Origin of the sequence: Paenibacillus sp. FSL R7-0179, from assembly GCF_038002265.1 — a bacterium.
Taxonomy (GTDB): domain Bacteria; phylum Bacillota; class Bacilli; order Paenibacillales; family Paenibacillaceae; genus Paenibacillus_AQ.
In genome coordinates, this window is sequence record NZ_JBBOCC010000002.1 from 514,575 (window position 1) to 527,839 (window position 13,265).

The 13,265-nt window shown below is 48.3% G+C and carries 11 protein-coding genes; 10 read left to right on the forward strand and 1 reads right to left on the reverse strand.

Going from position 1 to position 13,265, the window contains the following annotated elements; all coding sequences use genetic code 11:
* The 9 genes from MKX63_RS18920 to MKX63_RS18960 all read left to right on the forward strand — a co-directional run bounded on the left by MKX63_RS18920 (position 1) and on the right by MKX63_RS18960 (position 10,173).
* Positions 1-1,050: a hypothetical protein gene (locus MKX63_RS18920; RefSeq protein WP_341019236.1), complete on the forward strand. Its 1,050-nt coding sequence runs from the start codon at positions 1-3 to the stop codon at positions 1,048-1,050.
* Positions 1,051-1,061: 11 nt separating this feature from the next.
* Entirely contained in the window at positions 1,062-1,931 is an 870-nt protein-coding gene (locus MKX63_RS18925) for a hypothetical protein (protein WP_341019238.1), read from the forward strand.
* Positions 1,932-2,031: 100 nt separating this feature from the next.
* On the forward strand, positions 2,032-2,241 hold the full coding sequence (locus tag MKX63_RS18930) for a hypothetical protein (RefSeq protein ID WP_341019239.1): 210 nt from the start codon (positions 2,032-2,034) through the stop codon (positions 2,239-2,241).
* A 5-nt stretch (positions 2,242-2,246) separates the two neighbouring features.
* Complete coding sequence (locus MKX63_RS18935; RefSeq protein ID WP_155991580.1) at positions 2,247-2,390, forward strand: hypothetical protein; 144 nt, start codon at positions 2,247-2,249, stop codon at positions 2,388-2,390.
* A 15-nt stretch (positions 2,391-2,405) separates the two neighbouring features.
* Positions 2,406-2,786, forward strand: a complete 381-nt coding sequence (locus MKX63_RS18940) for a hypothetical protein (RefSeq protein ID WP_341019241.1) — start codon at positions 2,406-2,408, stop codon at positions 2,784-2,786.
* A 20-nt stretch (positions 2,787-2,806) separates the two neighbouring features.
* Positions 2,807-3,304, forward strand: coding sequence for a hypothetical protein (locus MKX63_RS18945; RefSeq protein ID WP_341019243.1), 498 nt, complete (start codon positions 2,807-2,809; stop codon positions 3,302-3,304).
* Between the two features lie 62 nt (positions 3,305-3,366).
* Positions 3,367-3,999, forward strand: coding sequence for a hypothetical protein (locus tag MKX63_RS18950; RefSeq protein WP_341019244.1), 633 nt, complete (start codon positions 3,367-3,369; stop codon positions 3,997-3,999).
* A complete protein-coding gene (locus MKX63_RS18955) occupies positions 3,996-6,275 on the forward strand; it encodes a hypothetical protein (RefSeq protein WP_341019246.1) in 2,280 nt (759 codons plus the stop codon). The genes MKX63_RS18950 and MKX63_RS18955 overlap by 4 nt, the downstream gene beginning before the upstream one ends.
* Positions 6,276-6,897: 622 nt before the next feature.
* Complete coding sequence (locus MKX63_RS18960; protein ID WP_341019248.1) at positions 6,898-10,173, forward strand: hypothetical protein; 3,276 nt, start codon at positions 6,898-6,900, stop codon at positions 10,171-10,173.
* Between the two features lie 83 nt (positions 10,174-10,256).
* On the opposite strand, the gene MKX63_RS18965 is transcribed toward MKX63_RS18960, so the two are convergent.
* On the reverse strand, positions 10,257-10,901 hold the full coding sequence (locus tag MKX63_RS18965) for a hypothetical protein (protein WP_341019251.1): 645 nt from the start codon (positions 10,899-10,901) through the stop codon (positions 10,257-10,259).
* A gap of 307 nt (positions 10,902-11,208) precedes the next feature.
* On the opposite strand from MKX63_RS18965, the gene tkt reads away from it, so the two are divergent.
* Positions 11,209-13,257, forward strand: coding sequence for a transketolase (gene tkt, locus MKX63_RS18970; RefSeq protein WP_036727551.1), 2,049 nt, complete (start codon positions 11,209-11,211; stop codon positions 13,255-13,257).
* The last annotated feature ends 8 nt before the right edge of the window (positions 13,258-13,265 follow it).

Consider the following 13,265-nt stretch of genomic DNA (forward strand, 5'->3'; position numbering starts at 1 on the left):
GTGGAGCTGCTGTTCTATATCATCCAGTTTGTGCTTCACCTGTTCGTTGCAGGCGGACTGTGGCTGCTGGTCAAGCCGCTGATTGAGCGGCATCTATGGCAGTGGGGGCAAAAGCTGGATCTGCGGATGAACCTGAGGATGAGTCTGTTCGGCCAGAAGGTCAGTAGCACGAAGAGGAAAATGTGGCTGTACCGCCATCTGGATGATCTGCTGTATTTTGCCCATAAGCGATATGAGCCGGGCATCAGTGTGCTGCGCTTCGTCACCCGTTCGGGGCTGCTGTTCCTCGGGGTATTCCTGTCGAGTCTGCTGACTCTTAAAGAGCTGCCGGGGCAGATGAGCTTCAGCAATCCTTTTCTGGAAGGCATGGTGTTGAATGACGGCGCACCTGTGGCGAATGCCTGGCGGCTTCCCTTGTTCCTGGCGGTTCTCTCGGCCTGTATTCCTTATCTGCGGATGAGATATACCTATGCCCAGCGCAAGGTGCGGGGGAGCTACGATCTGCTCGATGTGATCAAAATCGCCACCAAATTCACGCATTTATCTGCGGATTCCATTTTGTCCAAGACCAGTGACTTGCTGCCGGTGGAGAATGTGCTGAAGACGCCCTTGAAGCTGCTGGGGGCAGCGTTCGCCGGCTATAGCAATGAACGGGAGCTGAATGAGGAAGCCGGGCGTTTTGCCGGAGCGATTGGCACGACGTTTGCCGTAGAATTCGTATCCGATCTGCTCTATTGCGAGAAGGAGGGCACCCGTTATCTCAAAAGCTCACTCATGACGCTTAACCGCTCCATGGAGCTGCAACGGGAGACCATTCTTACGGTAAAGGCCAGCAGCAGGGATGCGATCAGCCTGGGGCTGTACGGTAATCTGATTGTACTGGTGTCTTCTGTGGGAACGTTCATGTACATGCTGAAGCCGGATGTGTATTTCAAATTGCAGTTCGAAACAACGATTGGACTTACATTTATGATGGTGATCCTTACGGGCCTATTCATCTCGTTCATGATCAGCACCATCCTCGCCAGACCCAGACTGGACTACCATTAAGGTGATGAATGATGGATAGATTACTACTTTTGATAGCTGTAACAGGTATTGTGTATCTTGCCTTATTGGTCTTTGTCAGCAGCAGCAGCCGTCAGCAGCGGTATGTGCTCCGTTTGGGCCAGCAGTGGAAGGCGTTCGGGGAAGGTGTGCAAAATGAACGGCTGCAGCAATTGCTCCACCAGAGCGGACTCTCTATATCCGCAGCCAAAATCACATTATTCCGATATTCGGCGGCCTTCCTCTATCTTCTGGTTCAGGCAACGGGAGATTTCGTGCGCTCAGAGAGAGTGTCCATATACGATCCACTGATTGCGCTGCTGATTCTCGTAATTACCAGTCCGCAGCGGGTGCTGCCGTTCGGCTGGGTGCTGAGCTGGCTGCATCAGAAGACGCTGATTCAAAAAGACGGGGAGCTGATCTCCTTCATCCGCCTCTATGAGAACAACAGACTGCGCAAGCGGGGGTATGTGGAATTTGGAGCCTTCTGCGCCGGGACGGCCAACCATTTCAGCTACATCCGCCAGGATCTGTATGAGCTTTCGGAGCGGGCGGTGGATGAGGGCACGGAGCGGGCCATTGAATGGTTTTGCAGCAAATTCCCCGAGAACCACATGTTTATCAATGATATCCGCTCGATTCTGCTGGCGACAGAGGGGATGGATGATGACCATGAAGCAGCGAAGTATCTGCAGGAGCAGGGTAAAATTATCACCAAAATCTCAAGTGACCAATATCTGAAGAAGTGGTCTTTTATCGGAGACATGTCCACAATCATCAATGTTATTCCGTCAATCGCTACCTTTCTGATGATTGTTTCGCTGGCGATGCAGTACATTATGCTGATCAAGGGGAATTTTAACGGTGTAGGGATGTTCCAATGAGCACTTCAGGCAGGTTGGCAGCAAGACAAAGCATGAAGTGAAATTTTTGTTATATTCAAGAAGCATTTTAAAATATACAATCAAAAGGGAGATATTAACAATGAAAAAAGATGCTATTTCTACTGGCTTGTTTATCGCTATCGGGTTCCTGTGTGTGGCTATCGTAATTGCTGTATTGATTCCTGTAGTACGGGACGTAATCGATAAGGCGGATGACAACAGACCTGAAATCCCGAAGGTTAGTATGGTTCAGCCCGCAGCTTCTGTGGAAGCGGCAGTAACGTACACAATTGCTGGCCCTTTGGTTTAACCGGGATGAAGAAGGACTCGATTTCCGTCGCGCTGTTTCTGGCTATTGGCTTTGTGATAGCCGGGATTTTTATCGCTGGGGCTACAAGCATCATAGGCGGCAGCCAGGATGATATTATCACCCATGTCAAAGCTGTCGAGAAGTATTAAAAGGAGGCGCTGCGCTTGAAGGCAACCGTCCTCCGGGCTTTGTTCATGTGGCTGGTGCTGTTCATTATCCTGCAGCCGATTTTTACGTACATCGATTATCTGCTCGATCTGCAGGTCAAAGCCAACACCTCGTATATTACGCAAAAGGCGGCGACAGAAGGGATGGTCACTGCCTCCATGAGGGCTGAGGTCATTTCGAACCTGAAGGCTGTAGGATTTCCCGAAGGCTCGATTAAGATCACCAGCGGAACAGAAGTGGTCCTTGAGCGCAAACAGCGGATTGATGTATATGTGACTGCGCCGCGGGTGAACCTGTTTCCCTACAATTTCTCCGGCGTATCCCAGCCGACACAGTATTATGGACATGGCTCGATCATGAGTGAATATCTCGATTAATTAAGGGATGAAGCTAACCTATGGATTATATTATTAAGCTGGCCTTTGTCCTGTTGATCTTTATTTATTCCTGGTTTTTTCAGATTCAGAATCAGGAATGGGACATCATGCGCAGCATGCTTAAGGATGCCAATAATATGGCCGTCCATGACGCATCACAGGAGTTGAACGAAGCAGCGAGGGCCCAAGGCCGTCTGGTCATTGATCCCGCTGAGGCTTATGCCGCCTTCCGCCATACCTTGCAGAGTAATCTGGGACTGGATGACGGTTTATCCCCCTTAGCGGGGAGCCGGCTTCAGGCTCAAGTGAAGATCGTCAAGTTCGACATCGTGGATGAATCCACAGGCGATACTTTTCCGCTGCTCTATGAGGACAGTGTTTACGGTATCACCAAATACATACAAGGTCCTTCGGTCATCGCCGTTATTCAAACGCAGCACCCGGTGCTGATCTCCAGAAGCAAGGTTCAAGAGGCCATCACGGTACCGGCAGTTCAGGAATATAGAATGAATCAATAAAGCATCCAGCTGATGCGTTTGATGAAGGTGCAAAACTATGAAAACTAAGGGAGAGATTAATTATGACAAAGTTGAAGATTAGCAAGACAATAGCGGGGAAAACCGCAGTAAAAGCTTTTCTGGCAGTGGCCTTGTTGGCCGGTCCGGCTGTTGGTTCAGCGGGGGATGTTAGTGCTTCGGGGGTGAAGGCTACGGCGGCTCCGGTGATGACAGATAATTTGGCTAAATTCGGACTGAAGAAGGCAATGGACCTGCCAGTCACGCTTGAATCGGAAGGACTTAGTTATACACTTCATAAGATTATGATTTATGATTTTAAGTCTCCGGAGGTGAAGAAGCTTCAGAAGATGTATGGGTTTCAGGATTCAACTGATATAATAGATAGCCCAAAATACTTTATTTGGACTAAGGTAACCATAGAGAATAAGACGAACAAAAAAATGCACGGTGGTGGTAACGATATTAAAGCTTCTATCCCACTTACCTTTGCAACTGGAAAAATGACAGATGCAATTTGGCCCAAGAAATTAGCATCTAAAACCAACAGTAAAGAAGCATTGTGGACATACTCACTTAAACCTGGAGAAAAGATTACATCTTATATTGGGTATGTTTACAACGGTGAGTTTGATCATTTTGTTATCCGTATGTTCTACGGGAAAAACTATGTAGAAAAGTTTGTGGTACCTGAATGAAGAAAATACTGACACTTTTGATAATACTCACTTTAAGTACTGCCTCCTTAATTGAAGTTAAGGAGGTAGTAGCAGCAGAAGTTAAAACAGTCTCCATTTCTATCCCTGCAAATACGGGATTAATAGGCGATGATAATGCTGTTAAGTCATACAACTTAGATCTACCAAGTGGGGTAACAGTAGCTTCAATTAATTCAGGAAGTTTTAAATATAATGGAAGTAATCAATTGAATGGAAATATTACATTAGAAAATGGGAAGATTAATTTAAAATTAAATGGCGTGTCTAATAACAAAACAATATCAAATGTTCTCGGATATCGTGCCTCTTTCGGATCATTATATATTTCAAATCCATACAACTCCATTTGGAGATACTCTGATGGTAGACGCTGGCAAATTAATGAGTATGATGAATCCAACGATGGAATGAAAACAAAAGATATGCCAGCAGAAGACAATGCAAATCCCTCGGATCTTCCACCTAGAGTAGTTGTTTCGGCTGCTCCTTATCAGTCTATGGATTACTTAAAATGGTACGATGGATCGCAAACCAATGTCATAGATTCAAAATATATTAATGCAAGCACGATTAAACCGTATTTTGAATCAAAATATTCTTCTAACACTATTAAAGAGATTAAATTTAAAAACAATAGAGTTATTGTAAACTATGCTATTCCCTATTTTGTGAACTCAGATGGAAAAATAACAGAACAAACTTATGTTAATCAAGATGCAGATTCATCTCACCCTCTTGTAGGTCTAGCTCAGGGCAGAAAGTATGAGGTAACGGCTACTTATTATTATAAGGCCGATGCCAAAGTCCCAACCTATAGCTACAGCGGCAGCGTATCCTTCAGCTACACGCCCATCACCGAACCCACCCTAGACGGCGGAGTAAGCATCCTCAAGCCTTCGCCCAACCCGGCGAAGTTTGAGGGGAAGGACACGGAGGTATCCTTGAGAGTCAAGGGAGACCTTTTGGCTTACGATAATTCATCTAACATCGAGGAATGGATATTTTATGCGAAGGAGACTGGCTCTAATGATGTGAAGATTAAGAAGGATTACGGCAAGGTTCTGAACAGCACACAGACCTTTGATAACTTTGTCATCCCAAAGAGCCGGGGCAGCAATGTAAAACAGGAGTACACCCTCACGGTGACCGTTCGCTTCACCAAGCCGATAGTGTCGTCAGGGGGGACCATATCCTCACTGTCCAAAACAATGAAGGCAACCGTAGAAGTCTCAGATTCTCCTATCCCTGCAACACCACCCCCAGCCAATAACAATAAGCCGCCTAAAGCTGTACTCGATGTACCTGAAGAGGTCATGGCAGGGGAAGAAACCTTGATCTATGGTAAAGATTCATATGATCCAGACGGAACGATTGTAGATTATAAGTACAATACCCCTGGAGCTGTGGAGCCGGTTAGTGGTCCCTTCGGCTGGACTTGGTATCCGCTAAGTGCTCTCGGCCAGCATTCCGTACGCCTAACCGTAACTGATAACGGAGGACTGACCGGTTCAACCAGCGCCAAAATTAATGTCATCCAACCCATCCCTAAAGCGGTCATTGATGTAAAGGGGACAAAAAAAGAAAACAGGAAAGTAACACTATTGAGTAAGAGCCGAAGCCCGGAGCATTACCCTATTGATGAGACCAAGACGCAGTGGACGATTTCACCTGTTTCCGGCGGCACTGCCGCAGATATTAAATACCTGGGAAATCTCTCAGGGATGAACTCCAAAGATGTATTGTTTAAGAAACCTGGGACATACAAGGCCACCCTTACAGTAACTAACACTGCCGGATTTGGCGACTCCACAAGCATGATTTTTCAGATTGTTGCCGATGAACCGCCTGTTGTGTATATCTCGGTTCCCAATAAGATTTATAGAGATCCTAATCAAGGCAATATAGCCAGCGCTGCGCTTACGGATATGTCCTTCTCTCCGGATTATGATTTTCTGGATCGCCGTATTTGGGAGTACAGATACGATTCTAATAACGACGGGAATTTTGCGGATGAAGCTTGGGTGATATTCAGCAACGAGAACAAAACAGCCTTTAATTTGCAGTTGAGCAGTGTGGGGAGATATGAAGTGCGCCTTACAGTAACCGAGGAGTTCGATCAGCCAACCATTGAAGAGTTTATTACTCCAGCCGACCGGAAATCTAGAGACTCCTATAGCAGTTCGCCGCCGCAGCCGATAGCTGAACGAGTCATTGAAGTGTACAACCGTGCTCCGGCAGTCGATTGGTCATGGTAGAAGAGAGGATAACCGCATGAAAAGTCTGAGTCTGATAAAGCGAATTACGATATTAATTTTAATGGTCACTATGCTCCCCTGGTTTTCTTGGATGGGGATTAGTACTGAACAGGCAGCGGCTGCGGGAGAGATTATTGAATTTAATGATGTACATATTCCGGCAAGGCAGTTAATTGCCTCACGCCCTCCATCTTTTGAAGGAGACAGGAACTGGTATGCATCTTCAATGCGGGTTGATATACCGGCTATTGATTTAACAGGTATGACATTCAATAAAATCACTGGGGTACTTCACATTAACATGAGCAATCTCCAAACTCCAACATTATGGAGTCTTACGCGTGAACAAATACCCTTTTACCCCAAAGAACAAGATCGGGAATCGAGATGGAAGCATGGTCTTACCACCGGATTCTCTACCAGCACGACAGTAGGCTATCCAGATGGTAGTAGGGGTTCCATAGCATCAGCAGGAGAAGGGTCTTTTCTTGATAGTGAAAATAACCCGCCCTATTTTGACTCGACCCGGTATACTACTCCGGGGTTATATGAAAAACGGATTTACTTTGATGATTATTATTATTCAATATATGATGAGTTACCTAGTTCATTTTCAGTCTACTTGACTCCAGGAAAGACGCCTAATTCTATTCAGTTTTTGCAATCGTTCTCTGAATTTTACTGGGTAGCAGACGTATCGAAAGATTCAGGCACATATCAATATTTCCACACTTATACTGTTAGCGATGAACGGGTCTTTCCGTTATCGACCAACAAGAAACCTAATCTCACCCTAACCTCTCAGCCGGGACAGAATATTATCAACGACGCTGGCCTGAGTACATATAATCTTGAAGGATACGTGCAAGACCCGGATAACGACACGGTGGATGTCATTGCCGAGATCCCGAACGTGTTCTACAAGAAAATCACCATAGCAAATACAGGATCTGCGAAAAATTTCACCATTCCTATCGATGTGTTGAATGAGGGAATCCCGCCTGGATGGTACAACGTCAATGTGAAGGTAGTGGATCCGTTCAATCTGAAGGCGGAAGCCTCCACTTCCTTTAGTGTGACCAACCGGCTGAGGAACAAAGCCTTCTTCCTTATTAACAGCCCGATTGATATCAGCACAACGTATACCGACTATGAGAATGATGGCAAATATGCAGAGCGGTACCGCTATGATCAGGACCCGGCTATTTTTGATAACTCCATGGGGATGATCTGGGACAGCGGGTTGTGGCGGGATAGCAAGTATCCGTCATTTCCCTTCAGCGGCGCTTACACGGCTACCTTTCAAGCGATGGATAATCCGAAGGGCGATGACCGGTTTGATAATTACCGTATGTGGAGCCGCGACAACTTATCCAGTATGACGTTCATGATCCACCGGAAGCCGGTTGCCTTATTCTCAGCGAAGCTGATCGGCGGTACGCTGCATCTCACAGACAGCTCTTATGATCTGGACCATATGTCGAGTCCTGCTAAGGGGCTGGTGACCTGGCAGTGGCAATGGCGCAAGGCGGGGGATGAGGTCTGGACCGAAGGACAGCCACCGGCGCAGCTTCCATCTGCGGCTGCATATGAGATCCGGCTGCGTGTGCGGGACATCGACGGGCCTAGCGGCTTCGGGGTCTGGAGTGATTGGATGCAGCAGAGTGTGGGCAGTGCGGCCAATCTGCCGCCGGTTGCTCTATTCACAGTGAATCCTACTAATGTCTCTTACCGTAAGGCAACCACTGTTATTGATAAGTCCTTTGACCCGGATAATGATCCGCTCGATGTGTATTCCTGGACGGTTATAAAAGACGGCTGGCAGCAGGTGTGGAGTCATTCGGGCGGTGCAGCTGTACCCCCGAATATCGCGGCCTTCGGCGTGGGATCTTACCAGCTGAATCTGCAGGTTCGCGATAACCGCGGACTCTGGTCGAATGTGTACAGCCAGACCGTGCAGGTCATCAATCATCCGCCAGCGGCCAGCTTTACGATGCCTAATGAGGTCTACAGGGATACGGTCATCAGCTTGAATAACCTGACCCCCGATCCGGATGAAGACGGAGATAACCTGCAATATGGCTGGTATACCAAGCTTAATAATGATCCCTATTACTGGCGGGGGAGCAACCGCAATCAGGTATTCAGGGTGCAGGACGTACTCAATGATTATGGGATTTCTGCGCAAAAAGCCATCTCTGACGGCTGGGAAATGCGGCTCAATGTGACAGATGGAAGCCTTTATTCCTATGCCACCCAGATGTTCAGCGTCAAAAACCATATCCCGATAGCGGCAATCAACGGTCCGGCAGCGGTCAATCAGTATGATAATCGTATCTTCACTTCCTCCGATGCGGATGAAGATATAGCGGATCAGGGCAGCTTGATGTATTACTGGCGGGTAACGGGAAGCGATCATAAGATCACACTTTTCCAGACTCCGAGTATCTCACTTGCCTTCGATGAACTGGGAACCTACACGCTGGAGCATTGGGCCGTGGACCAGATTGGAGACAAGTCGAATATAGCCACACTTAAGGTGGCGGTTAAAGAAAACCTGGCTCCTAACCTGACCCTTACGTATCCTGCCGGGACGGTGAACAACCCTACAATTATCGATGCCGAAAAAGAAGGAGATCCGCTGATCAAGTGGACCTACTCCGACCCGGAGAATGATCCGCAGGAGAGCTACCGGCTGGAGTTCTTTACAAAGGACAAGCTGTTAGCCAAAACGGTAGAGAACGCCGACAGTTCAGGCTCAGTACGCCAGTATCAGTTACCGGATCAATCGCTGGACCGATTCCTGCTCTACACAGTTCAAGGGCGCGCATTCTCCAAACGGAAGTGGTCTGAAATCTCCAACGAAAAAGTCTTTATCATCGACAATCCGCCTAAGCCGGGATTCACCCTCATTACGGATACCGGAAAAGATGCGGCGAAGGTACCGATCTACCGGACTGATGTTCTGAACATCCAAAGTACGGCAACGGATGCAGATATTCCGAAGGGGGACACCATAAGCCATCAGTATTTCATGAAACTGGCAGGTGGGGCGGAGGCACTCTTCAATACACAAAGCAACTTTACCAAGCAGTTCACTTCTAACGGAACCTTCGCCCTGCGGCAGGTTGTCACAGATTCCCTGGGACTGTACCGGGAACTTATTCACAATATTACGGTAGTAAACCGGCTCCCTGTGGTGAACATCACTTACCCGGCGAGTACTGTGTACACCAGTCCAACCATTGTGAGCACCCTTACGCCAGTTATCAAATGGGATTACCAAGACGAAGACGGCGATCAGCAGCAACGCTTCAAGGTTCGGATCATCGATCTGACGAGTGGCCAGATTATCGGCTCAGGCGAACAGTATTCCAGCAATAAGCAGTGGCAGGTGCCGGCTGGCAGGCTCATAGAGAACGTAAGGTATGGCGTGGAAGTAGAAGCCTATGACGGCTTTGAATGGAGTAAGGTCTCTCCTAAGAAATTCATGATGGTTAACCTGCTTAGCATCAAGGGGGCTGTTCAGCATACAGAGGAGTGGAACGGCAACCGGCAGGCATACAATATGAAGCACAGCGGCTCGCCTGAAAGTCCGCGGGGGTATAATGTCTATTGGGCTGGCGAGAAATTCGTGCTGCAGGGGACAGCTACCGGACTGCCGGATACCGTGCAAGTCACAATGACTGGAGGATACACGGCTGCGCTGAGTCCGGCCGGGAGCGATAAGACCATGTGGACAGGTGAGCTGGCCGATCCCTCGTTCGAGCAGCTGCCGGATGGTCCGGTTACTTTTACCTTCACTGCTACCAATGAGTATCAGACCAAGGTGGATACAGTGGCAGTAACGATTCTCGGAGATTGGACAGAATATTATCAGAGCCATCGTGTAAAATAGCGCGGGGAACCAAACCTTGTGACTTATGCTTCCTGCCATAATTTTATGTTTTACTAGGCATCAAGCGGACGGAGGGTGATCGTTCAGACGATTCCCTCGGCCCGTTCTTCATGCAGCCGCAGTCTTGTGGCTGTATATTCTGCCTGATCAACAGCTTGGGGGTTATGTAGACTGGAACCTCGGTGGGCCGCAGAATGACTCCGGTGCATATAGTAGGAGAGTTTGCCGCTGAATATTTTGTGGGCATTCAAGGATAACGCGAAATCCTCCGGAGTTACGAAGCAGGAGGGCTTGGCTACCGGATGAACAGCTGTTTCCTCAAATACAGAGGCGACGAACTGGGAACAGAAATAGGCGTTCTCCCGGTCAATCCGTATGTTCAGCAGCACACCGACCAGACCGAGCAGGTGATATTTATAGCGCGCCTGATTCTGCATCATACCCTGGACATGGTTATACATAGTGTCATACTCTTCCTCACTGACTCTAAGCTGGTAGATGGCACAGTCAGCACTGCTATAGAACGGATGGATGAAGTTCTCATGGATCAGCCCGGCGATAAAAGGGTTGTACACTTTTTTCCGGCCGAAGCTGTAGACCTCGCGCAGTTCACTGTCAAAAGCAATTGAGGCATGATTCAGCTCCGCTTTGGTGAACCATTTGATAATTCCGCTGAAGGCCGTACCTGTTCCGGTCAGCACAATATAAATATCTCTGTTTGCAGTCATCTTCCGACTTCCTTTCTGCTGGAAATTATGGATAATCCGGCTAAAATTCCGCTGAGGTACTTCCATCTTACTGTATATATCCGCTTTGTAAAACAAACTTTAGTCTTAATTAGAAACTAGACTTAAGGCTAAGTCCCTGTATTCCTGTCTTGTATCTTCAAGTGGCGCCGGAAATCTGGCTTAAGAGTGTATAGACCCGGCAGAAGCCGCTAAATATAAGCTACAGCAAAAACAATTGGAAATGCTTCCACTTCCGTGATACAATAATAGTCAAAATGACATTCTTGATTCGAGGAGGATTATTGTAATGACTGAACAAGCAAAAGATCAAGCCATTCATAAAGAAGAAAACTCAACGGTGGACAACCTGGCCATCACTACAATCCGTACACTTGCCATTGATGCCATTGAAAAAGCAAATTCAGGACATCCAGGTATGCCGATGGGCTCCGCTCCTATGGGATACCAATTGTTCGCCAAGACGATGAATCATAACCCGGACCACCCGACTTGGGTCAACCGTGACCGTTTTGTGTTGTCTGCCGGACATGGCTCCATGCTCCTCTATAGCTTGCTGCATCTCAGCGGCTATGATCTGCCTATGGAAGAATTGAAGCAGTTCCGCCAATGGGGCAGCTTAACTCCGGGACATCCGGAAGTCGGCCACACTGCCGGAGTAGATGCAACAACTGGTCCGCTTGGACAAGGTATCGGTATGGCTGTAGGTATGGCAATGGCTGAAGCACAGCTGGGTGCCACTTACAATAAAGATGAACATAACGTGATTGACCACTATACCTACGCCATCTGCGGCGACGGCGATTTGATGGAAGGGATCTCTTCCGAGTCTGCTTCACTTGCCGGACACCTGAAGCTGGGCAAGCTGATTGTAATGTACGATTCGAATGATATCTCCCTTGACGGCAAGCTGAACCTTGCATTCTCCGAGAATGTTGCTAAGCGTTTTGAAGCTTACGGCTGGCAGGTTCTGCGCGTAGAAGACGGTAATGATCTTCCTGCACTGGCTAAGGCTCTTGAAGAGGCTCAAGCAGACAGCAGCAAGCCTACACTGATTGAAGTGAAGACTGTCATCGGCTACGGCAGCCCGAACAAGCAAGGTAAAGGCGGACACGGCGGTACTCACGGCTCCCCGCTGGGTGCTGATGAAACGAAGCTGACAAAGGAATACTACAAATGGGTATATGAAGAAGATTTCTATGTACCGGATGAAGTCCGTGCCAGCTTTGCTGAAGTGAAGGCCAAAGGGATCGCTGCTAACAAAGCATGGGACGAGAAATTTGCAGCCTACAAAAAAGCATATCCTGAGCTTGCTGCACAGCTCGAAACTGCACTAAGCGGTGAGCTTCCTGCAGGCTGGGATGCCAATCTGCCATTCTACAAAGCAGAAGACAAGGCGGTATCTACCCGTGTGGCTTCCGGTAATGCACTGAACGGATTGACTGGCGGTATCCCGCAGCTGGTTGGGGGTTCTGCCGATCTGGAGAGCTCGACCATGACGCACTTGAACGGTCTGTCCCAATTCACCTCCGAATCCTATGACGGCCGTAACATCTACTTCGGCGTACGTGAATTCGGAATGGCTGCAGCTATGAACGGAATTGCCCTGCACACCGGTCTTAAGGTATTCGGCGGTACGTTCTTCGTATTCACAGATTACCTGCGTCCGGCTGTCCGTCTGGCTTCCATCATGAAGCTGCCGGTAACCTATGTGCTTACTCATGACAGTATCGCTGTCGGTGAAGACGGTCCTACCCATGAGCCGATTGAACAGCTTGCTTCCCTGCGTATCATTCCAGGTCTGACAGTTATTCGTCCGGCTGATGCCAACGAGACTTCTGCAGCTTGGGCATACGCCATGGAGAACACCGCTAATCCGGTAGCACTGGTACTGACCCGTCAGAACCTGCCGATCCTGGCTGGAACCGTAGACGGTGTGCGCGATAACATCAAACGCGGCGGCTATGTGGTATCTGATTCCAAGAACGGTACTCCGCAGGCACAGATTATTGCTACTGGCTCTGAAGTACAGCTGGCAGTTAAGGCTCAGGCTGCACTTGCCGAAGAAGGCATTGATGTTCGCGTAATCAGCTTGCCAAGCTGGGATCTGTTCGAGAAGCAGGATAAAGCATACCGCGATTCCGTTATTCTGCCTGAGGTGAAAGCCCGTCTGGCCATTGAAATGGCACAAACCTTCGGCTGGGAACGTTATACAGGCGATCAGGGCGACATTCTGGGAATCACTACCTTTGGCGCTTCCGCCCCTGGCGACACTGTAATCAGAGAATACGGCTTCACTGTAGAAAATGTAGTCAGCCGCGTAAAAGCGCTGCTATAATAGACGGA